Below are 20,839 nucleotides of genomic sequence, written 5' to 3'. Positions count from 1 at the left end.
TTCGAAATGAGGCCGACCGGGGCTGCTGGAGGCTTCGGTCAGCCGGGCACATCCATGCGCTGTGCGCCGATCACCGACAACAGTTGCAGAGCCCCCTCCGCCGGGGAGCCGGGATCGGCCGTGTAGATCACGACTCGCTGGTCCCGGTCAGCGATGTCCAGGACATCGCAGTTGAGCGTGATGGGACCGATCAGGGGGTGCTGGAAGGTCTTGTACGGGGCGGGTTCCACCGACATGTCGTAGGCGGCCCACAGCCGGGCGAACTCCGCGCTGCCCGTGAGCAGGTCCTTCACCAGCGTGGCTACTTCGGGGTCGTCGGGATAGCGGGCGGCGGCGGCCCGCAGGTGCCGGGCCGCGGTACGGCCGAAGATCTCCATGCCGGACCGGCTGTACCACTGCCGCTCCCCCACGCGCGCATCGAGGAAGGTACGGCGCAAGAAGTTGCGTTCGTGCCGAGGCAGGGCGGAGAAGTCTTCCAGGAGGGCGGCCGCCAGGTCGTTGTGGGCGATCACCTCATAGGACGCGGAGAGTACGAGGACCGCGGCGTGCGGGAGTCGCCGCAGCAGGTGAAGGATGCTCGGGCGCACCTCGCGGGAGGGTCCTGACGGCGGGGCGGGCGGGGCGCCGGCGAGGTGGTGCAGGTGGGCGCGCTCGGCGTCCGACAGGCGCAGGGCCCGGGTCAGAGCGGCCAGCACCGCGCGTGAGGGGCGCGGGCCGCGGGCCTGCTCGAGGCGCGTGTAGTACTCGGTGGAGATGAACGCCAGCTGCGCCACCTCCTCGCGTCGCAGCCCCAGCGTACGACGCCTCGATCCGGCGGGCAGCCCCACGTCGGCAGGGGTGATCCGCTCGCGCCTGCTGCGCAGGAAGCCGGCCAGCTCTCGCCTGTCCATGTCGCCCAGTATTGACGGGGCCGACCCAGCCGATCCAGGTACCGCCGGTGCCTGGATGAGGGTGCGCGGCCGGGCACAGGCTCGCCGGCATGGACCACCACACCCACACCACAGACACCTCCGCTCACACCACCGCCCACACCACCGACACCTCCGACCCCGCCCCCGCCGCCGCCTCGGGCCTGCTGGCCGGCAAGGTCGCCTTCATCAGCGGAGCCGGCCGCGGTATCGGGGCCGCCGCGGCGCGGCTGTTCGCCCGGGAAGGCGCCCGGGTTCTGCTCGCGGCCCGCACCGAGGACCAGCTCAAAGCGGTAACCGAACAGATCCGGGCGGCGGGCGGCACCGCTCAGTACGCCGTGTGCGACCTGGCCGACGCGAGCAGCGTGCGCGCCGCCGTCGAGCGCACCGTGGAGGCGTACGGCCGACTCGACGTCGCCTTCAACAACGCGGCGCTCGCCACACGGCAGCCCGGCCCGATGGACCAGGTGCCAGAGGCGGACTTCGACCAGCAGTACAGCGTCAACCTCAAGGGCCTCTGGCTGGCCCTGGCCGCTCAGGTCGCCGCCATCCGCACGAGTGCCGGCACGGGTGCCATCGTCAACACCTCGTCCGTCGGCGGCTGGAGGGGCAACCCCGTGCTGCCCGCGTACAGCGCGATGAAGCGAGGTGTCCACAGCCTCACCGAGTCGGCCGCCGTCGCGTACGGCGCCGAAGGCATCCGCGTCAACGCCATCGCCCCCGGCACCACGTTGACCGAGATGATGCGCCACTGGGAAGCGCAATCGCCGGGCATTGTCGGCCAGCTCAACGCGCGCACCCCGCTGCGCCGCGCGGCCGAGCCCGAGGAAGTCGCCGAGGCCGCCGCCTGGTTGCTGAGCGACCGCGCCTCCTACGTCACCGGGGTGGTCCTCTCCGTCGACGGCGGCATGCAGGCAACGTGAGCCCGTGAGCCAAGGCCAGACGCCGGCGTCCCGTGCTCACAGCACGGCGAGGAACCCTCCCGTCGGGACCCCGGATGCACCCCGGACCTATGATGCACGTCACATGGAACCCGTGGGTGGCCGCAGGGCAGAGCCAGGCATGGAGCCACTATTTCGGGCCCGCGTCCGAGCGGGCGACGAGGACTCCTTCAGGGTGCTCTTCCGCGAGCACGGGCGGGCCGTGTACAACCACTGCTTCCGCCTGACCGGGGACTGGTCGGTCGCTGAAGACTGCGTCTCGCTGGCGTTCCTCGAAGCCTGGCGGATGCGGGAGAAAGTCGAGCCGCAGGGCGGAAGCCTGCTGCCGTGGATGCTGGGGATCGCCACGCACGTGGTACACCACCGATGGCGCACGGCCCGGCGGCACCGGGCCCTGATGGAGCGCGTGCCCCCGCCCGACCTGTTGCCGGACTTCGCCGACGAGGTGGTCGGCCGGCTGGAGGACCAGGAGCGGATAGCCGCCGTGCGCACAGCGCTCGGCCAGCTGTCGCGGCCGGACCGCGAGGTGCTGGCACTGTGCGTGTGGGCCGGCCTTGACTACGCCGCGACTGCCGAGGCGCTGGGGGTCCCGGTGGGCACGGTCCGCTCCCGGCTGTCCCGGGCGCGCCGCCGCCTGGAGAAGCTGGCGCAGAAGAATCTTGACCAGGACACGGAACCCGCGGCGACGAGACGGCAGCAAACAGGTGACCGCCACGAGGTGGTCCGGCCGAGCGGAGAAAACGGAAGGGGACCGTGGTGAACGGGGACCAGCACCAGGACGGCGACGTCCAGGAACTGCGCCGACTGCTGGCCGTACCGGCCGAGCGGGACTTCCCCGCCGGCCGACGGATCCAGCGTGAGGAACACCTGATGCGCAGTTGGCGGACGATGAAGGAACAACGAACCGGCGGGCGCAAGCGCCAAGTCCAGAAGCGGTTCGCCCTGGGGCTGGCGGCGGCAGCGATCGCGGCAGGCGTGATCGTGGCGGTGCCCAACGGGACGCAGACCCCGGCCTACGCGGTGGAGAAGAATCCGGACGGCACCCTGACCGTCTCCCTCCGCGACCTCGACTGGTGGGGCGATCCAGAGCAGTTCGAGAAGCTGGCGCGCAAGATCCGGGCAGCCGGCTTCACGGCGATCGTCGACAAGGTTCCCGCGGGGAAGAGGTGCCAGCGCGATCGGGGAGAGCACCTGAAGCAGGAGAAGTTCGGCGACGGCAAGTGGGACTACCGGTACGTCATGACGCATGCGGACACGTATCTGGTCGAGGAGAACCTGGCCGGTCCCAAGCCGAAGGGATCCGACATGCGGCCGGCCGGCTTCTTCAAGCAAACGTTCATCAAGGGCCCGGCCAAGCCATGCGACCCCGTCAGCCATCCCCAGCCGAAGCCGCCGCAGTGACGTGTTGACGTGTTGACGTGTTGACGCAACAGCAGCCGTCCGCCCAGGCCCGTCCTGGGCGGACCGCCGTGCCCACAAACTCCCGCCGGGATTCGCCAGACCGCCGTCCGGTCGGCGGTCTACCGTACGGGCATGCCGCGCTGCCCGCTGCGGTCGTATGAGGAGGAGCCCTGTGTCATCGCCCTGTGATCCCAAGTACGCTCCCGTCGGCGATGTTGGCGCAGCGCTCATGATGATCGACTCTCGACTCAAAGCCGTCTACGACAGCAAGACCGAGGCCGACCCCGAACAGCAGCAGATGGTCGACCAGTTCGCCGCGTCCTTGGGCCCTACGGGACTCGATGCGCTGCTGGACGGCACGGGCACGCTCATTTACACGTTCATGCAGTGGCTGCGGACGGCCTGCGAGGGCGACGCCAAGGACGTCATCGAGTACGTGGTGCCCGCCCTCGTGACCACGATGCGCATGATGCCCAAGACCTTCCGTCCCGAGGTCATCCCCACCATGGCCGGCCTGCTCATCGCCGCAGGCACCGGCCTCAGCCCCAACTTGTGGCGCACACAGTACGGACCCTGGACCGACGCCGAGATGAATCCCCTGGAAGCCACGGCCATCCTCCTCGCGGAGCACATCAACAGGATCACCGGCGACCACGACTTCGCCACCCGCTTGATCACCGAGGCCCTCTCCAGGTCCGACCAAGGCTGACGTGCAGCATCTTCGCGCGAAGGTCAACGTGTACATGGGGACGTCGTGATACCGCAGGAGATCCAGACCACGGTCAGTGGCGCGTGGCGCGATCCGCGGCATGACGAATGAGTTGACTGGGCGGCGCGCCCGCCCATCGGCCGTCCGGAGTGCGGTCGAGCAGCAGGAAGCCGCCGCCGTGACCGTGGTCGACCAGCCGGGAGCCGTCCCGGCACCACAGGTCGGGGACGAACCGGCCGACCAGCGGATGGTCCGGCCTTGTTGACCACGTGGGCGTAGAGCGAGGCGGGTCCGGTGTCGAGCACGCCGGCCAGTCGGCGCATGGTCAGCGCCTCGTAGCCCTCTGTGGCGATGACACCCAGCGCGGTGTCGATGACCTGCTCCACGGTGATCGGGGCCTTGCGGCGCCGCGACCTGGGGTCGGCCCCGGCCCCGGCCCCGGCCCCGGCCTCGGGGTTGGGCGGCTGGTGGCGCGCCGCGCCTGGCGGGAACAGATCCGCGGCGTGTGCGCCCAGATACGCGACCAGTACTTGAAATACCCCGGGATCTCCCGCGCCGCGCTCGCCATGGCTCCCACGGACCTCGAGATCGTGCGCGTCAGCGAGGGAATGCTGGCGATCCTGCTCGTCGGCGGCGTCGCCCCGCAGGCCGGCGCCTGGGCCGTCGACGCCCTCTTGCTGTACGTGGCCGCCTACTGCCTCGAGACATCGATCATGCGCCGGCGAGCAGCACATGATGACGCCGTCTGGGTCCTCGACCGCGACGAACTGCTACGCCGGTTCGCCGCCCTGCCTGCCGAGACCTTCCCCCACACCACCCGCCACGCCGCCGAACTCACCGCCGGCGAGGGCCACGACCGGTTCGATTTCACCCTCGCCCTGATGATCGACGGCCTCGCACAGCGCTGAGCGCTCCGCGGGGAGTGCGGTACGAAAGGTGCGGGCCGTCCGTGGCTGGTCGCGCAGTTCCCCGCGCCCCTAAAGGGGCGCAGTCACGGACTGAGACCCCCGGATGAAACTTTGTGTGCAGATGTGTTGACCTCTGTTCGGATCATCTTCTAGTTTTCGGGAGCCATCGAGCCGCCAGTCTGTGTCTGCGAGTTTTCGCGCACGCAACTGCTCAGAAGGGGACGTCGTGCCACGAAAGAACCATCGCCGGACAGCTTGCCTCGGTGCGTTGCTGGCCTGCGTCACGGCATTCGGCGGAGCACTCGTCTCCCCCGCATCCGCCTCCCCCGCATCCGGCGACGCGGCGGTGCCGCCCGTCAGCGACTTCCACGGCGTCAACTGGGCCGACCCGCGCGACAATTACGCCGACGACGCGGTCGTGCCCTCGGGCCTGTCCACCTCCGACAGTTACGCCACCGTCTACGCCAAGTCCAAGGCGATCGTCGGCGGGTTCGCCAAGGTGGGCGCCAACACCGTACGGCTGCCGGTCAACCCCTCCTCCGTCAACGGCCCCTTCTGGAAGTCCTACAAGGGAGCGATCGACGCCGCCACCGCCAAGGGGTTCAAGGTCATCCTGGGCTACTGGGAGGCGGACAACGCCAAGGACGGCAAGATCGACAGCCAGGCCGCCTACGACCAGATGTGGGCGCGGATCACCTCCTCCTACGTGCGCAACTCCCGGGTGTACTTCGAGCCGATGAACGAGCCGTTCGGCTACACCTCCCAGGAGTGGCGCGACATCGCCGCCCGCTGGGTGACCACCCACCGCGCCGTGCCCCGCGACCGGATCCTCATCGGAGGGGTCAAGTACAGCGAGGACGTCAAGCCCGTATGCGCCGACAGCCGGCTGAACGGCACCCGGCTGGCCCTGCACAACTACGGCTTCTGGCACACCGACTGGACCAGCTATGACCAGTGGAAGCAGGACTTCAAGGAGCGCATCGGCACCTGCGCCTCACGCACCATCCTCGATGAGTTCGGCGCCACCATGACCTCCGGCCTGAACTACAACGGGCCGATCAAGGGCTCCAGCGAGATCGCCTACATCCAGGCGGCGACCGACACCATCCGCGAACTGGGCATGGGCTCGGTCTACTGGCCCGGCCTGCGCAACGGAGACACCTACTCCCTCACCACCCTCCAGGGAACGGGCACCAACCTCAGCCTGACGGTGAACAACCAGAGCGGCCTTGACCGCCTGCACTGGGCCTGGAGGCAGTAACCCGGCATGACCCAGGAGCGCCCTCGTGGCTGAGCCACGAGGGCGCTCCGGCTTACTGAGACTGCGGGATCCGTACTGAGACTGCGGGATCAGGCGGGGCGGATGTTCTCGGCCTGCGGGCCCTTCTGGCCCTGGGTGACGTCGAACTCGACCTTCTGCCCCTCCTGCAGCTCGCGGTAACCCTGGCTGGCGATGTTGGAGTAGTGGGCGAAGACGTCGGGGCCGCCACCCTCCTGCTCAATGAAGCCGAAGCCCTTCTCGCTGTTGAACCACTTGACAGTGCCTTTGGCCATGACTGTGTCCTTCGAGGGAAAACCGGGCCCGCGCCCTGCGCGCCCGGGGAGGTGATCGCCCTGGTCCGGAGAGGCGCTGAACAGCAATAACGCCCGTGATCGTGATCACGGGCGAACAGGACTTCGGAACCACGACTGCTGAGTCACCACGCTATACCGGCACACCGTCAGCCGCTACCGACAGCACGGCAGCGAAACTCAGTGGCAGGCCCGGGCTCTCACGGACAAGCATGGAACGCATGACTGATCAACCCGCACGGTGGACCCGGTCAACCATCTACCCCGATATGTGGGTTGACCCGGACGACGACCCCCGCCACAGCGAAGGAGCCGGTCCGGACGGCGAGCTTGCGACGCTGCAGGACTACCTGACCGACTACCGCAAGACCCTGCGGATGAAGTGCGAGGGCCTGGATGCGGAGCAACTGGCCCGTCGGTCGGTTCCGCCGTCGACGATGTCGCTGCTCGGCCTGCTTCGGCACCTCGCCGAGGTGGAACGGGACTGGCGCAACTGGATCACCGACGATGATCCGCTGCCGAAGCTGTACGGCGAGAGGGACGCGGACTTCGACGCGGCTGTCGCCGAGCAGGCCGAGGTCGACGCCGCGTACTCCGCTCTGGCGCGCGAGCAGGCCGCGACCGACGCCGCGCTGGCCGAGCACCCGGATCTGAGCGAGCGTCTGGGGAGGGACGGGATCGCGGTTCGGGAGCTGATGGTCCACAGGATCGAGGAGTACGCCCGTCACTGCGGGCACGCCGACCTGTTGCGCGAGTGCATCGACGGGAGGGTGGGCCAGTAACGAGGGCCCAGCACGGATCTCCCGACGGATCTCCTGACGGATCTCCTGTGAGTAAGGAATCGGTCACCCTTGGCAGCCCTGTGACGGTTGTGATCCTCCATACGTTGTGTGGCTTGTGGGGAACTTGAGAACAAGCGATGCAGTTGATGCTGAAGGCATGAAGGAGGCGGGCAGGCAATGTGATGACCTTCACCCCGATGTGGCAGAAAGTGATGAATTCCTTACGCAAGGACCACGTAAGGACGTATGTAGGCAACACGCGACCTTGGAGGTTTCGAGTGCGACCGTTCACCCTCAACTACGCCCTTCCCAGAGGGCTTCCGACCGTGGTGACGCCCTACCGCTTCGACGCGTCGCGCCAGCTGAACGTGCTTCCCGACGGCCGCCCCGCCGTCAGTGACCGGGCCCTCCTCCTGGCGGCCGGCACGACGACGTCCACCGCCGGTTCCCAGACGCACTTCGACGACTGACGACCCGTAACGGATGACCGTGCTGATCCTCACGTCCGAGGAGGACGTGACCGCCGACATGGTGGTGAGCAAGCTGCACGAGACGGGGACACCCGTGATGCGCCTTGACCCCGCCGACCTGCCGGGCAAGGCCGTGCTGTCCGTCGAATACGCCCACGGCGACTTCGACGGCCACCTGTCGGTGAACGGGCATGTGCTCAGCATGCGTGGCCTGCGCTCCGTGTGGATGCGCAGGCCCGGCGAACCGGCCGCGCACGCGGCACACCCCTCGCCGTGGCTGACCGCCGAGACCCGTCAGGCGCTGTACGGAATGCTCCACTCCGCCTCGACCCGATGGATGAACCATCCGCACAACGCCGACCGGGCCCGCCTGAAGCCATGGCAGTCGAGGGTCGCTCACCTCAGCGGGTTCGCCGTACCACCGACCGTGTTCACCACGGCCCCGCGCCTGGCACAGCAGTTCGCCGAGGAGCACCGGCACGTGGTGGTGAAGTCCGCCTCGGGACCGCCGCCCGGTGACTCCGGGCTTGCCCTGCCGACCACCCTGATCGGATCCGACGCGGACTTCTCGTCCGTCGCAGCCGGTCCCGCGCTGCTGCAGCGGTACATACCCAAGCGTGCCGACATTCGTCTGACCTGTGTCGGCACCCGGCTGTTCGCCGCGCGGAAGACGGCCGAGCCCGGCCAGGTCGACGGGCGTTACGGAGACACCGGGCACGCCTGGGAGGCGGTCTCGGTGCCCTCGCGCATCGCCACGTCGGTGCACGAGTACGTCGCCCTGGCCGGACTGGCGTACGCCGCCTTCGACTTCGCCGAGGACGAGGACGGCATCTGGTGGTTCCTGGAGTGCAATCAGGGCGGCCAGTTCGGCTTCGTCGAACTGGAGACCGGACAGCCGATCTCGGAGGCGGTCGCCCTGTGGCTGTCACAGCCCAAGACGGACCGCCGCGTTACCGCGCCCCGTTAGGGGCGCGGGGCCCTGTCAATTTGCGGCTCCGCCGCGTGGGCGCGACCAGCCACGACGCACCCGCAGTTTCGAACCCGCATTTCCAGCGGAGCGCCTAGCCGAGAGTCACCCGCAGGACGCGGTCCGCGCCGTCCGGCTGGCCTCCGTTGGCGTCGGCGTTGGTGGTGGTCAGCCAGAGCTGGTCACGGCCGGGCACCTTGACCACCGTACGGAGCCGTCCGTACGTACCGACGTAGTACGCCGTCGCCGTGCCCACGTTCTCCGTGTCGCCCTCGATGGGGATGCGCCAGAGGCGCTGCCCGCGCAGCGCGGCCATGTAGACGACGTTGTCGGCGATGGCGATGGCGCTGGGCGAGGCCTCGCCGGTGGTCCACGTCTTCTTCGGATTGGTCATCCCGGCGACCGAGCAGGTGCCCTCGCAGGTGGGCCAGCCGTAGTTGGCGCCGGGCTTGATGAGGTTCAGTTCGTCGAACCGGGTGTTGCCGAACTCGGCCTCCCACAACCGCCCGTTGCGGTCGAAGGCGAGTCCCTGCGGATTGCGGTGGCCGAGGCTGTAGACGTGGTTGCCGAAGGGGTTTCCGGGGGCCGGCTTCCCGGAGGTGGTCAGGCGCAGGATCTTGCCGTTGAGGGAGTTGCGGTCCTGGGCGAGGGCGGTGTTCTGGGCGTCGCCGGTCGTCGCGTACAGATAGCCGTCGGGGCCGAAGGCGAGCCGTCCGCCGTTGTGGTACCGGGCCTTCGCGATGCCCTGGAGGATCACCTTGTAGCCGCTGAGCGAGGTGCCGTCGTACGTCATGCGGGCGATGCGGTTGCCTTCGGCGGCGGTGTGCATGACGTACACGTGGTGGTTGGTGGCCCAGTCGGGGTCGACGGCGACCCCCATGAGTCCGCCCTCACCGTTGGTGGTCTGGCTTTCGGGGACGGTTCCGACCTGGGTCTTGGCGCCGTCGGGGGCGACTTTCCAGACCCGGAAGTCGTCGCGCTCGGTGACCAGGGCGTGTGAGCCGTCGGGCATCCAGCCGACGCCCCAGGGGACGGTCAGGCCGGTGGTGAGGGTGCTGACGGATGTCGGTACGCCGTCAACTGCGGCCGGGGCGGCGGGGTTTGCAGCCGTGGTCGCGGTGTCGGCCTGGGCGGACGACCCGAGCCCGGTGAGGCCGGCGAGTAACAGGCCGGCGGCCAGGGACAGGGCCGTGCCCGCGGTCATCGGTCTACGGGTCCTGCGCTTGCTGGTCGGTCGCATTGGTCCTCCAAGTGGGGATTGGAAGTCGGAAGTGCTCTGGTACGGGTCACTGGTGCGGGTCATTGGTACGAGTCACTGGTACGAGTCACCCGAGCCGATCGCCGCGCGGGGTGACGCCCCGCGGGGGAAAGGAACGTGGAGCTGGAGCAAAGGAACGTGGGGCCGTCGGAACTCCCGGGCGGCGCGGCGTGTCGACAAGCGCCCTCACCAGACCGTGATCGGGGGCCAGCCCGCACACCGGATCGGTGCGGGAGGCGTCACCGGTAAGTGCGTACGCCTGGCAGCGGCAGCCGCCGAGATCGGTGTCCCGCTGAGGGCAGGAGCGGCAGGGGCCGGTCATCCAGTCGGTGCCCCGGTAGCGGTTGAACGCGGGCGAGTGGTGCCAGGTCCACTCCAGGGAACGGTCCCTGACGTTCGGGGCGTCGAGCCCCGGCAGTGTGGCGGCGGCCGGGCAGGGCAGCACCGTGCCGTCGGGGGCCACGGTCAGCGAGACGGCGCCCCAGCCGCCCATGCAGGGCTTGGCGGTCCCGTCGACGTAGTCGGGCACCACCCACACCACGTCCATGGTTCCGGCCAGCCGCTCCCGCCGGGCCTCGACGACGGCCCGCGCCCGCTCGATCTGGTCCCGGCCGGGCAGCAGCCGGTCGCGGTTGACCAGCGCCCAGCCGTAGAACTGGGTGTTCGCCAGCTCGATCCGCTCGGCTCCCCAGTCGAGGGCCAGGTCGATGAGGGCGTCGAGCGCGTCCAGATTGTCCCGGTGGAGTACGACGTTCAGGCCGAGCGGCAGTCCTGCCTCCCCGACCAGGGTCGCGGCCTTCCGCTTGGCGGTGAAGGAGCGGTGCCCGGCGATCCGGTCGGAGGCGGCGGCTTCGGCGTGCTGCACGGACAGTTGGACGCTACGCAGCCCGTGGTCGGTGAGGGCGGTCAGCCGGTCCCGGGTCAGGCCGACGCCACTGGTGACGAGCTGGGTGTGGATGTCTGCCGCTTCGGCCGCCGCGACGATCTCGGGCAGGTCGCGCCGCAACAGCGGTTCACCGCCGGAGAGATGCGTGTGGACGACGCCCAACTCCCCGGCCTGGCGCATGACATCGGCCCACTCGGCGGTGTCGAGTTCGGCGGATCTGCGGACCAGTTCCACCGGGTTGGAGCAGTAGGCGCAGTGCAGTGGGCAGCCGTGGGTGAGTTCCGCGAGCAGCGCCCAGGGAGGGGCGACCTGGGCCGTGGGTGAGCCGGTCATCGGACCCAGCCCTCCTCGCGCAGCCGTCCCAGGAACTCCGGGACCTCGGTGGCGACGGGCGCGCCGGGGAAGCGCTCGGCCAGTTCGGCGACGATCGACCCGAGTGTGCGTTCGCCGTCGCAGAGCCTCAGGACGGTGCCCGCGCCGCCTCGGAGCACGACGACGCGTTCCGGCCTGAGCAGCAGGTCGGTGCCGCGCACCCGGTCGTGCCGGAGGGTGACGGACCGGCTCAGCACCGGGCTCCAGTCCGGGGGCGCCTCCCTCATGGGTTTCGCCATGGGTTTCGCCATGGGTTTCACCGCCGCTCCCCTGCCGCGTCGACGGCGTCGAGCAGCGACCACAGCACCTCGCACTTGAAGGTGAGCGCGGCGACGGCCCGTTCCTGCTCCTCTCGGCTGCGCGCCCACCGAACGACCAGGTCGAGCGCCTCGGCACTGTCGCGGCTGCCCTGTCCGACGCGGGTACGGAAGTAGGCGAGCCCTTCGGCCTCGATCCACGGGTAGTGGTGTTCGAAGGCGGCGATGCGCCTGCGCATCAGGCCGGGGGCGGACAGCTCGGTGAGGGAGGCGGCGACGGCCTCCAACCGGGACCTGAGCCGGCAGAAGTTGACGTAGCCGTCGACCGCGAGCCGCACCCCGGGCAGTACGTCCTCGGCCGACCACAGCAGTTCCCGGTCGAGTCCGGCAGCCTCGCCGAGCCGCAGCCAGCGCTCGATGCCGCCCTCGCCCTCCTGTACGCCGTCGTGGTCGACGATCCTGCGCAGCCACATGCGGCGCAGTGCCGGGTCCTCGAACTTGGCGAGAATCAGGGCGTCCTTGACGGGGATGTGCCGCTGGTAGTGGAAGCGGTTGGTGATCCAGCGGCGCAGCTCGGCCGGGGTCAGGGTGCCCTCGTGCATCCGTACGTTGAAGGGGTGGCGGTCGTGGTAGTGGGTGGTGGCGACGTCGCGGAGCCGCTCTTCGAACTCCGGGCGGCTCCAAGGGCCTTGCTGGGTGTCGGTGTCCCGTACGGGTGTTGTCGTCACAGCTCGATGACCATTCCGTCGACGGCGACCTCGAGTCCCCGGTCGGCCAGCTGTTTGTGCCGGTCGTCGTCCGGGTCGGTCAGCGGGTTGGTGTTGTTCAGATGCGTGTACAGGCAGCGGGCGCGCAGTCCGGTCAGACGGTGTGCGGTGCCGCCCGGCCCCTCGATCGGCAGATGGCCCATGCCGCTTGCGGTCTTGCTGGAGATCCCGGTGCGCACGGGCTCGTCCTCGTCCCAGAAGGTGCCGTCGACGATGACGCAGTCGGCTGCCTCGGCGGCCTCTTGCAGGGCGTCCGGCCAGGCGGCGAGGGCGGGGGCGTAGAGGAGGGACTTCCCGGTGGCGGGTTCGCGGAGCACGAGGGCGATCACCCAGTGCGGGTCGTCGTCGCCCGTTCCCGCCGCGTACCGGGGGCGTTTGGCGGCGATGGGCACGGCGGTGGCTTCCAGTTCCGAGCCGAGCGGCAGCGGGTCTTGGCCGCCGAGGCCGTCGGGGCCGCCAGGGCCGTCGGGACCGCCGAGGCCGTCGGGACCGCCGAGGCCGTCCGGGCCGTCCGGGCCGTCCGGGCCGTCGGGACCACCAGGGCCGCCAGGGCCGTCGGGACCGCCAGGGCCCAACTCCCGCCAGAGCAGGTCCGTATACGGTCCGAGGACGGCTCCGAGGCGCGGACCGGCGAGCAGCGCCTCGCGTACCGGGGCGGTGCAGACCAGCTCCACGGCGTCCGCCTCCCGCAGTCTCGCCACGCCGAGGGTGTGGTCGAGTTCGGCGTCGGTGAGGACGACGCCCGCGACCGGGGTCTGCCGGGCGCCGGGGCCGGGGTGCAGCGCGTGGGTGTCCTCGATCTGGTCCCCGATGTCGGGGGTGGCGTTGACGATGTACCAGCGGCCGGCGTCCGCTCGTACGGCGAGGGACGCGTGGCGGCGACGCCGCTCCGGACGGTCGCGTGCCCCGGCACAGCCGGGACACGCGCAGTTCCACTGGGGCAGTCCGCCACCGGCCGCGGTGCCGAGCACCTGCAGCAGCACGACGCCGGGGTTACCGCGTGGCCAGCGCGTACGCCGTCACTTCGAGGGCGGTCTCGACGACCTCGTACTCCGGTGACTGCCAGCCGGTCTCGCCGGCGACGGTCACCACCGGCGCGTCAGGCGTCTCCTGGACGTCCCGAATCTCGTGGATCTCCTGGGTCTCCCGGATCTTCTGCATGTCTGTTCCTGCCTTCCTGCGTGGGGGTTCAGGATCGAACAGATCATTACTGGCATACCAGAACAGACTGGACGCGGCATTCACAGGAGTGCTTCGCGTTCAGTCCTCCGCTCCAGAATCGCGATCTGACCAGACCCGGTCAATCACGCGAACGGAATCAGGCCGCCCGCGTCCCCGACCTTCACATCGGCGTACGGCCGCCACTCTCTGACGGTGCATCAGCGGAGAGCGGCTCGGGAGGGGTCCCGGCGGAGTCGCACCACAATGCGCGGCAGACACGTTGGTCTGCGAGACACGCGAGGCCAGGAGGCCGGATGAGGTGGCCGGATGAGGTGGCCGGATGAGTGATCCCCGGCTGGACCGGCTGGCTGCCGGGATCAGGGACACGTCCAGGATGTTCGGGGCGCGGCGGCGCCACCGGGCGGCGGAGGAGCTGGCGGCGCTCGGCACGGCCGACGCGGTGGCCGTACTCGCCGATGCGTTCGTGCACTCCTCGGATCCGGTCGTGGGCGAGATCGCGCGCGGTGCCCTCCGGAACGTCAAGGATCAGGACGCGGTCGACGCCGCGGCGGACGCGGTGGTCTCGACCGGCGACGCGCGCATCGCCGAAATGCTCGCGGAGACGGGCCGGAGCCCCTCGGATCCCGGTCGGCATGCCGTGGTGCTGTTCCTGGCCGGCGAGTTCGACCGCTACGCCGACCTCGACTTCGACGGGAGCCTGCTGCGGGGCATCCATGCCGGGGCCGGGGAGGCGCTGCGCCGACGACTGGCCGAGAAGGCGCGCGCGGGAGGGCGCCTCGAGTGGGTACGGGTGGTCGCCGACGGGGCCACGCGCCAAGCCGGTCCGGTGTCCGAGATCGAGTGGGACGCGGCGGTCCAGACGCTGACGGCCGCCCAGCGGTGGGAGGAGCTGTGGCGGCTGGCGCTCGACGCCCCGGTGGAGCGGGCGGCACCGGTCATACGGACGGCGGGGGCCGCGCTCTGGCAGCTGGCCCACAGCGACCGGGAAGCCCTCGCCGAACTGGTGCGGCTGGCGAGGGACGCCTGCGCCGTGGAACTCCCCGCCTCGAGCCCGTTCGGCGAGCAGCAGGCACAGGTCATCCAAGCGGCCCACGACGTCCAGTGCCTGACCATGACCCGCGACGGGAAACTGGTACTCACCGGTGGCAGCAGGGGAGACACCCAGCTGTGGCGGGTTCCCACGGGAACCCCCATGGGCCGGCTCGCGGGCGGCGACGCGAAGCGTGTGCTGACGATGGCGACCACGCCTGACGGCAGGCTGCTGGTCACGGGAGACCAGGGCGGAGGGATCAGGCTCTGGAACCTGACCGTGTCCAGTCGCATCGGGCGTACGGAGTCCTTGGGCGAGCCGGCCGGTGAGTACTCCCACACCATGGCCAGGCGCAACAGGGTGCTCGGCAGCAATCTCCTCGCCCTCGCACTCTCCCCGGACGCCAACCTCCTGGCCAGCGGCGGCTACGGCCCGAACGTACAGCTGTGGCGCCTGAACTCGGACCGGCTGACCCCGACCACCACCCTCCGGGCAGACGGGCTCTGGGTCCCGTGCCTGGCCGTGACCCCGGACGGGACGATGCTCGTCAGCGGGGGCCAGAAGGGAAATCTGCGGCTGTGGCGGTTGCCCGACGGTGCGCCGATCCGCACCCTGGAGGGCCACACCGACCATGTCGGCTCCCTGGCCATCACCCCGGACGGCTCGCTGCTGGCCAGCGGCGGTTACGACCACACCGTCCGGCTGTGGCACCTGCCCTCGGGTGAGCCCGCGGGCGTACTCACCGGGCACACCGACCTCATCCGGGCGCTGGCCATGACACCGGACGGCAAGCTGCTCGCAAGTGCCGGCAAGGACAGCGTCGTACGGCTGTGGCATCTGCCCTCCGGCGACCCGGCGGGGGAACTCCGGGGCCACCGAAACATTGTCGAGTGCCTGGCCGTGAGCCCGGACGGCACACTGCTGGCCAGCGGGTCGAGCGACGGGCGCATGCTCTGGTGGACCCGCAAGCTGTCGAAGCTCGACACCCTGGTCCGTACGCCCCTCGGTGAGCTGGATCCCGCCGGGATACGCAGCTTCGCGCAGTCGTCCGGCAAGCTCTCCAGCGCCGAACGCGCCTGGTTCGACCTCATCTCCGCACTCGTACGGTGGCGCCACCGGCACGATGTCGAACTCCTCGACGCCTCGTACGGCGACCAGGCCGCGGCCCACGATGTCGAGCTCACCGACGACGAGACCCCACAAGGCCACGCGCCCCGTCGGCGTCCGCACCGGCCCAAGGGCAAACGGAAGGGGAGGCGATGAGCACCATCATGGCCAGGGCCACCCAGGCGCTGCGCAGGCTGCTGCCGGGAAACGCGGATCAAACTCTGCGGCTGCGGCGTGAGTTGAGAGAGGCCCGCCTGGAGATCGCCGAGCGCGACAAAACCGTCGAGCGACTGCGGGCCGAGCTCACCCGGGCCCGCGAGGGCGCGGAAGAGGGCGCCAGGCAACGGACCCGCGCCGACCTGGAACAGCTGGTGACGACGATCGGCTCGCCGCTGGTGCAGTTGTCGACACAGGCTCATCTGCATCGTTCGGGCAGCGCGCAGGTGCGTACCGCTGACGTCGTGGAGGTCGGCACCCGGCTGCTGCGTCTGCTCCGGGACGTGGGCGTCGACACCATCGGTGAGGCGGGCGCACCGCAGCCGTTCGACCCGAACCGCCACGAGCCGCTGAGCGCGGCGACGACGCCCGCGCCGGGAGAGCAGGTGCTGATCCGGGTGGTGGGCTTGTCCTTGGACGGACGCACCATACGCAAAGCTGGTGTTGAGCGCCCCGAAGGGGCGCGGGGAACTGCGCGACCAGCCACAACGAACCCGCACCCAGAGAACAACCCTCCAGTGGACGAGACGCACAAGAAGGAGGTCCGCTGATGGCGGGCAGACTGGGCGTCGACTTCGGTACGAGCAACACCGTCGCGGCCGTCTGGGACGAGGCGTCGGGCCAGGGCGTGACCGTCGGCATCCCCGACTACGGACGCCTGCTCGGACACGGCGCCCACCGCGTGCCCGTCGTGCCGTCGGTGATCCACTACGCCGAGGACGGACGGCAGTTCCTCGGGGACCAGGTGCTGTCGGCGGGCAAATACCACGCGGCGGGCACCTTCCGCTGGATGAAGCGCTACATCTCCAACCGCAGCCCGCAGAAGATAGCCGTGGGCGGGCGGAAGGTGTCGCACGACGAGGCCGGCCGCGACTTCCTGTCCACGGTCCTGGCCTTCGCCGCCGTCGAGGCGGGCACCGAGGGCGAGGAGATCGCCCTGACCGCCCCGGTCGAGTCGTTCGAGCACTACGAGGACTGGCTCGCCGAGGCCGCCGAGACGGCGGGCATGCCCCGCTTCAGGCTGATCGACGAGCCGTCGGCGGCGGTGCTCGGCTACGGCGCGCACATCCGGCCCGGCCACGCCTACCTGATGTTCGACTTCGGCGGCGGCACGGTCCAGGCGGCCGTGGTGCGCGTACAGGACGAGGACGACCGCGCGGGCTCCGGCCGGTACTGCCGGGTCCTGGGCAAGGCGGGCGACGACATCGGCGGGTCCACCATCGACCAGTGGATCTACGAGGAACTCCTCGCCCGCTGCGGACGCCGCGACAGCGACGAGGACGTACGCCGGCTCAGCCGGGCCCTGCTGGTGGAGTGCGAGCGCGCCAAGGAGGCCCTGTCGGAGCCGGGCCGCGAACGGGCCGAGATCAGCGTCATGAACCCGGACACCGGGGCCGTGCTCGGCATCGACCTGATACGCAGCGGCGCGGAGCCACCCGGCGAGCGCGTGGTGTCGTTCGAGGACCTGCTGGACCGGCGGGACCTGTACTCCCGTATCGACCGGGTCGTACGCCGCGCGCTGCGGGCGGCGGCCACCCGCGGCTACGACGAGGACGATCTGGCCGCGGTGCTGATGGTCGGCGGCAGCAGCCTGATCCCGTCCGTACGCCGGACCCTTGAGCGCATCTTCGGCCGTGAACGGGTCCTCAGCGACCGGCCGTTGGACGCGGTGGCGCGTGGCGCCGCGGCCTTCGCGGCCGGTACGGACTTCTACGACCACATCCAGCACGACTACGCGGTGCGCTGGTTCGACCGGAAGAGCGGCCGGTACGAGTACCGCACCTGCGTCAAGGCCGGTACGGCCTACCCCACCACCGAGCCGGTCCACACCATGACGGTCCGCGCGACCCAGGACGGGCAGCGCGACCTAGGCATCGCCATCTACGAACTCGCCGGCCGGCGGCACGACGGCTCCACCGGCGAGACCGAGTTGGTGTGCGACCCGTCGGGCGCCTGGCGGGTCCGGGAGATCTCGGCCGAGGACGACGACATCCGCAACCGCTTCTGGATCAACGAACAGAGCCCGATGTTCCTGCACGCCAAGCCGCCCGCGTCCGCCGGGCAGGCGCGGTTTCGCGTGGAGTTCGGCATCGATGCCAACAAGCGGCTGCTGCTGACCGCGCACGACCTGGTCAGCGGGCGGGTCACCCACCGCGACTACCCCGTGGTGAAGCTGACGTAGGGACAGGGACAGGGCGAGGCAGAGGGAGAGGGAGAGGGCATATGGAGTTGCAGGAAGTCGAGGTGTTCATCGCACCGGACGGCACCACCAGGATCGAGGTGCGCGGGGTGGCCGGAGCGGGCTGCCTCGACCTCACCGAGGACCTGGAGAAGGCGCTCGGCGGCGAGGTCGTGGAACGCGAGCTGACCGCCGAGGCCCAGGCGGTGCTCCAGCAGCGCGTCGACGAACAAGTGCGGCGCGGGCCGGGCTCGTGAGCCGATCACAGCGGGGGCCGCAGCGGGGGCTGCGCCTCCACGGCTTCGAGCCGTACAGCGCCGCCAACGGCCCGGGCACCCGCGCCGTGGTCTGGGTGCAGGGCTGCACGCTCGGCTGCCCCGGCTGCTTCAACCCCGAGACCCATGAACGGGGCGGCGGCGAGACGACCGTGGACGAACTGTTCGAGCGCATCGTGCGCCTCGGTGACCGTGTCGAGGGAGTGACGATCAGCGGCGGTGAGCCGCTTCAGCAGCGCGAGCCGGTCCTGCGCCTGCTGGCACGCATCCGTGCCGAGACCTCCCTGTCGGCCGTTCTGTTCACCGGCTACCGCTGGTCGGAGGTGACCCGTATGCCGGAGGCGGCGGCCCTGTGCGACTCGGTCGACGTGCTGCTCGCCGGGCGGTACGAGTCCGGGCAGCGCATCGCCCGGGGCCTGCGGGGCTCCGCCAACAAGACGGTGCACCTGTTCGGCGACCGGTACGCGCTGCACGATCTCGACGCCGTACCGGACGCGGAGGTGGTCATCCACCCCGACGGGCGCCTGACCCTCACCGGCATCGACCCGCTCGCCCCTCCCCCGGCACCCGCGGGTCCGCACCGTCAGCCAGTAGACATCGAGGTGGGCGAATGAAGAGCGACAACGGCCGCATGAGCTTTGACAAAAAGGCCCGTCAAAACGCCGGCGCAGAAGAGCAGATGACCTTCGAGGCGGAACTCGACCTGTTCCTGCGGGCCCGCTACACCCTCGTGGTGGTCGTCACCCTCGAAGAGGAACGGGCGCTACAGGCCATAGCCGAGGTCTGCGAGCGCGGACGGCGCCCCTGCCTCGCCTGGGATCTGGCCGACGGATTCGAGGCGCTGAGCGGCAAGCCCGGCAACCTGCCCTCCGCGCGGGATCCGCTGACCGTGATCGAGCAGATCGAGAAGGCGGACGGCGACATCACCTTCGTACTGAAGGATTTCCACGACTGCTGGTCCAACCCCCAGGTGAAGCGGAAGCTGCGCAACACGGCGCAGCGGCTGAAGTTCACCCGTAAGTCCATCGTCGTCATCTCGCCGACCCGCACGGTCCCCGAGGAGCTCAAGAACGAGACGGAGGTGCTGGAACTCCCGCTGCCCGACGGCGAGCAACTCGACGGCGTGCTCAGCGGGCTCACCAAGACACCCGGGATCAAGGTCGATCTGACGCCCGGCGGACGGGAGAAGCTGGGCCAGGCGGCCCTTGGCATGACGGCCGCGCAGGCCGGTCGCGCCTACGCCAAGTCCATCGTCCGCGACGGCGCGCTGGACGACCGGCACATCGAAGCGGTCGTACGGGAGAAGAAGGAGGTCATCCGGGAGAGCGAGGCGCTGGAGTTCTATCCGGTGCACGAGACCCCGGACGACGTGGGCGGTCTCGACGTACTCAAGCAGTGGCTGCGGCTGCGGGAGCGCGCCTTCACCCAGGAGGCCCGCGACTACGGCCTGCCCTCGCCCAAGGGCATGGCGCTGATCGGCATCCCGGGCACCGGCAAGAGCCTGACCGCCAAGATGATCGGCGGGCTGTGGCGGCTGCCGCTGCTGCGGCTCGACGTCGGCGCCCTGTTCGGCTCGCTGGTCGGCGAGGCGGAGGAGCGCACCCGCCGGGCGCTGCGCCTGGCCGAGACGGTGGCGCCGTGCGTGGTGTGGATCGACGAGATGGAGAAGGCCCTCGCCCACGGCGGCGGCGACTCGGGCACCAGCACCCGCGTGTTCGGCACGATCCTGACCTGGATGCAGGAGAAGACAGCGCCCTGCTTCGTGGTCGGCACCGCGAACGACGTCTCCAGCCTGCCGCCCGAGGTGCTCCGCAAGGGCCGCTTCGACGAGATCTTCTTCCTCGACCTGCCCACCGCCGAGGAACGCGCCGAGATCTTCTCGGTGCACCTGCGCAAGCGCCGCCGGCTGCCGGCCGACTTCGACATCGCGAGGCTGGCGGCACAGTCCGAGGGGTACGTCGGTGCCGAGATCGAGCAGACGATCGTGGACGCGATGTACGTCGGCTTCCACCAGGACCGCGAGTTCACCACCGACGACATCCTCGCCGCGCTCGCCCGCCAGGTCCCGCTGTCGGTGTCCCAGCGCGAGACCATCGGCGCGCTGCGTGCCTGGATGCGGGAGGGCCGCGCCCAGTCCGCGTCCTTCGACGAGGCGGTCGAGGCGGAGCGCCAGTTCGTCGTCCCCCTCGAACCGCTCGGTCCCTGAAACCCGGAGGCTCCCATGTCGCACTTCACCACCATGACCACTCAGATCACCGACCCGGACGCCCTGCGCGCCGCACTCGCGGACGTCGGCTACGACGACGTGGAAGTCCACGACGCAGCTCAGCCGCTGTACGGCTACCAGGGCGACCGGCGTTCCGACCGCGCCCATGTCATCGTCCGCCGCGCACACATCGGCCGGGCCTCGAACGACATCGGCTTCCTGCACCAGGAGGACGGCCACTACCTGGCCGTGATCAGCGAGTACGACCGCAGGAAGCACGACGAGACCTGGCTGGGCAAGGTGACCGCCCGCCACGCCTACCACCTCACCTCCAGCACCCTGGCGGCCCAGGGCTTCGACCTGACCGAGGAGACGACGGAGCGGGACGGGACCATCAGGATGGTGCTGCGCCGGTTCCAGTGAGTCACACGGTCGGCTCGACCAGT

24 protein-coding genes and 2 pseudogenes are annotated in these 20,839 nt (G+C 70.1%); 17 read left to right on the top strand and 9 right to left on the bottom strand.

Going from position 1 to position 20,839, the window contains the following annotated elements; all coding sequences use genetic code 11:
- Window positions 1-38: 38 nt before the first annotated feature.
- Entirely contained in the window at window positions 39-890 is an 852-nt protein-coding gene (locus tag G5C60_RS05365) for a helix-turn-helix transcriptional regulator (RefSeq protein WP_165255011.1), read from the bottom strand.
- 89 nt (window positions 891-979) lie between these two features.
- On the opposite strand from G5C60_RS05365, the gene G5C60_RS05360 reads away from it, so the two are divergent.
- The 5 genes from G5C60_RS05360 (at window position 980) to G5C60_RS05340 (ending at window position 4,224) form a co-directional block, all read left to right on the top strand.
- Window positions 980-1,831 carry an SDR family NAD(P)-dependent oxidoreductase gene (locus G5C60_RS05360; protein ID WP_165255010.1) on the top strand — a complete coding sequence of 284 codons (852 nt, stop codon included), beginning with the start codon at window positions 980-982 and terminating at the stop codon, window positions 1,829-1,831.
- Between the two features lie 139 nt (window positions 1,832-1,970).
- Entirely contained in the window at window positions 1,971-2,609 is a 639-nt protein-coding gene (locus tag G5C60_RS05355) for an RNA polymerase sigma factor (RefSeq protein ID WP_165255009.1), read from the top strand.
- On the top strand, window positions 2,606-3,250 hold the full coding sequence (locus tag G5C60_RS05350) for a hypothetical protein (protein ID WP_165255008.1): 645 nt from the start codon (window positions 2,606-2,608) through the stop codon (window positions 3,248-3,250). Before G5C60_RS05355 ends, G5C60_RS05350 begins: the two co-directional genes overlap by 4 nt.
- Before the next feature lie 172 nt (window positions 3,251-3,422).
- Window positions 3,423-3,959, top strand: a complete 537-nt coding sequence (locus tag G5C60_RS05345) for a hypothetical protein (protein ID WP_165255007.1) — start codon at window positions 3,423-3,425, stop codon at window positions 3,957-3,959.
- A gap of 100 nt (window positions 3,960-4,059) precedes the next feature.
- On the top strand, window positions 4,060-4,224 hold the full coding sequence (locus tag G5C60_RS05340) for a hypothetical protein (protein ID WP_165254961.1): 165 nt from the start codon (window positions 4,060-4,062) through the stop codon (window positions 4,222-4,224).
- Here G5C60_RS05340 and G5C60_RS50950 read toward each other — a convergent pair.
- Window positions 4,214-4,453: pseudogene (locus G5C60_RS50950) on the bottom strand (TetR/AcrR family transcriptional regulator); the annotation flags it as partial. The gene G5C60_RS05340 and the pseudogene G5C60_RS50950 overlap by 11 nt on opposite strands.
- Here G5C60_RS50950 and G5C60_RS05330 point away from each other — a divergent pair.
- Window positions 4,436-4,867, top strand: a pseudogene (locus G5C60_RS05330) (TetR/AcrR family transcriptional regulator C-terminal domain-containing protein); the annotation flags it as partial. The pseudogenes G5C60_RS50950 and G5C60_RS05330 overlap by 18 nt on opposite strands.
- A 226-nt stretch (window positions 4,868-5,093) precedes the next feature.
- Window positions 5,094-6,128: a cellulase family glycosylhydrolase gene (locus tag G5C60_RS05325; RefSeq protein ID WP_165255006.1), complete on the top strand. Its 1,035-nt coding sequence runs from the start codon at window positions 5,094-5,096 to the stop codon at window positions 6,126-6,128.
- A gap of 89 nt (window positions 6,129-6,217) precedes the next feature.
- On the opposite strand, the gene G5C60_RS05320 is transcribed toward G5C60_RS05325, so the two are convergent.
- Entirely contained in the window at window positions 6,218-6,421 is a 204-nt protein-coding gene (locus G5C60_RS05320) for a cold-shock protein (protein ID WP_014670069.1), read from the bottom strand.
- Window positions 6,422-6,660: 239 nt separating this feature from the next.
- Here G5C60_RS05320 and G5C60_RS05315 point away from each other — a divergent pair, with 239 nt between their 5' ends.
- From G5C60_RS05315 to G5C60_RS05305, 3 genes are all read left to right on the top strand, one after another.
- Entirely contained in the window at window positions 6,661-7,221 is a 561-nt protein-coding gene (locus G5C60_RS05315; protein ID WP_165255005.1) for a DinB family protein, read from the top strand.
- 278 nt (window positions 7,222-7,499) lie between these two features.
- Window positions 7,500-7,691 carry a putative ATP-grasp-modified RiPP gene (gene tgmA / locus G5C60_RS05310; RefSeq protein WP_165255004.1) on the top strand — a complete coding sequence of 64 codons (192 nt, stop codon included), beginning with the start codon at window positions 7,500-7,502 and terminating at the stop codon, window positions 7,689-7,691.
- Window positions 7,692-7,704: 13 nt separating this feature from the next.
- A complete protein-coding gene (locus G5C60_RS05305; RefSeq protein ID WP_165255003.1) occupies window positions 7,705-8,658 on the top strand; it encodes an MvdC/MvdD family ATP grasp protein in 954 nt (317 codons plus the stop codon).
- A gap of 94 nt (window positions 8,659-8,752) precedes the next feature.
- Here G5C60_RS05305 and G5C60_RS05300 read toward each other — a convergent pair whose 3' ends face one another.
- The 6 genes from G5C60_RS05300 to pqqA all read right to left on the bottom strand — a co-directional run bounded on the left by G5C60_RS05300 (window position 8,753) and on the right by pqqA (window position 13,323).
- Complete coding sequence (locus G5C60_RS05300) at window positions 8,753-9,862, bottom strand: PQQ-dependent sugar dehydrogenase (protein WP_165255002.1); 1,110 nt, start codon at window positions 9,860-9,862, stop codon at window positions 8,753-8,755.
- A gap of 121 nt (window positions 9,863-9,983) precedes the next feature.
- Window positions 9,984-11,135: a pyrroloquinoline quinone biosynthesis protein PqqE gene (pqqE, locus tag G5C60_RS05295; RefSeq protein ID WP_165255001.1), complete on the bottom strand. Its 1,152-nt coding sequence runs from the start codon at window positions 11,133-11,135 to the stop codon at window positions 9,984-9,986.
- Window positions 11,132-11,413 (bottom strand): pyrroloquinoline quinone biosynthesis peptide chaperone PqqD, encoded by a 282-nt coding sequence (pqqD, locus tag G5C60_RS05290; protein ID WP_241266523.1) that lies wholly within the window; start codon window positions 11,411-11,413, stop codon window positions 11,132-11,134. The genes pqqE and pqqD overlap by 4 nt, the downstream gene beginning before the upstream one ends.
- Before the next feature lie 17 nt (window positions 11,414-11,430).
- Window positions 11,431-12,159 carry a pyrroloquinoline-quinone synthase PqqC gene (gene pqqC, locus G5C60_RS05285; protein WP_165254999.1) on the bottom strand — a complete coding sequence of 243 codons (729 nt, stop codon included), beginning with the start codon at window positions 12,157-12,159 and terminating at the stop codon, window positions 11,431-11,433.
- Window positions 12,156-13,181 carry an MBL fold metallo-hydrolase gene (locus tag G5C60_RS05280; protein ID WP_165254998.1) on the bottom strand — a complete coding sequence of 342 codons (1,026 nt, stop codon included), beginning with the start codon at window positions 13,179-13,181 and terminating at the stop codon, window positions 12,156-12,158. The genes pqqC and G5C60_RS05280 overlap by 4 nt, the downstream gene beginning before the upstream one ends.
- A gap of 10 nt (window positions 13,182-13,191) precedes the next feature.
- Window positions 13,192-13,323: a pyrroloquinoline quinone precursor peptide PqqA gene (gene pqqA, locus G5C60_RS05275; RefSeq protein ID WP_165255075.1), complete on the bottom strand. Its 132-nt coding sequence runs from the start codon at window positions 13,321-13,323 to the stop codon at window positions 13,192-13,194.
- Between the two features lie 376 nt (window positions 13,324-13,699).
- On the opposite strand from pqqA, the gene G5C60_RS05270 reads away from it, so the two are divergent.
- The 7 genes from G5C60_RS05270 to G5C60_RS05240 are packed head-to-tail and all read left to right on the top strand — an operon-like array spanning window position 13,700 to window position 20,816.
- On the top strand, window positions 13,700-15,673 hold the full coding sequence (locus G5C60_RS05270) for a WD40 repeat domain-containing protein (protein WP_165254997.1): 1,974 nt from the start codon (window positions 13,700-13,702) through the stop codon (window positions 15,671-15,673).
- On the top strand, window positions 15,670-16,284 hold the full coding sequence (locus tag G5C60_RS05265) for a nucleotide exchange factor GrpE (RefSeq protein WP_165254996.1): 615 nt from the start codon (window positions 15,670-15,672) through the stop codon (window positions 16,282-16,284). Before G5C60_RS05270 ends, G5C60_RS05265 begins: the two co-directional genes overlap by 4 nt.
- Window positions 16,284-17,915 (top strand): Hsp70 family protein, encoded by a 1,632-nt coding sequence (locus tag G5C60_RS05260; RefSeq protein ID WP_165254995.1) that lies wholly within the window; start codon window positions 16,284-16,286, stop codon window positions 17,913-17,915. Before G5C60_RS05265 ends, G5C60_RS05260 begins: the two co-directional genes overlap by 1 nt.
- Window positions 17,916-17,956: 41 nt before the next feature.
- On the top strand, window positions 17,957-18,169 hold the full coding sequence (locus G5C60_RS05255; protein WP_165254994.1) for a DUF2997 domain-containing protein: 213 nt from the start codon (window positions 17,957-17,959) through the stop codon (window positions 18,167-18,169).
- Window positions 18,166-18,801 (top strand): 4Fe-4S cluster-binding domain-containing protein, encoded by a 636-nt coding sequence (locus G5C60_RS05250; protein ID WP_165254993.1) that lies wholly within the window; start codon window positions 18,166-18,168, stop codon window positions 18,799-18,801. The genes G5C60_RS05255 and G5C60_RS05250 overlap by 4 nt, the downstream gene beginning before the upstream one ends.
- Before the next feature lie 17 nt (window positions 18,802-18,818).
- The gene (locus tag G5C60_RS05245; protein ID WP_206439109.1) at window positions 18,819-20,393 is read left to right on the top strand and encodes an AAA family ATPase; all 1,575 of its coding nucleotides are present in this window, start codon (window positions 18,819-18,821) and stop codon (window positions 20,391-20,393) included.
- Window positions 20,394-20,408: 15 nt separating this feature from the next.
- A complete protein-coding gene (locus G5C60_RS05240) occupies window positions 20,409-20,816 on the top strand; it encodes a DUF1257 domain-containing protein (RefSeq protein WP_165254992.1) in 408 nt (135 codons plus the stop codon).
- The last annotated feature ends 23 nt before the right edge of the window (window positions 20,817-20,839 follow it).

The organism is Streptomyces scabichelini (assembly GCF_011045015.1).
Lineage (GTDB): Bacteria > Actinomycetota > Actinomycetes > Streptomycetales > Streptomycetaceae > Streptomyces > Streptomyces scabichelini.
The sequence above is the reverse complement of the archived record's forward strand: the minus strand, read 5'-3'. Positions and strand labels throughout refer to the sequence as shown.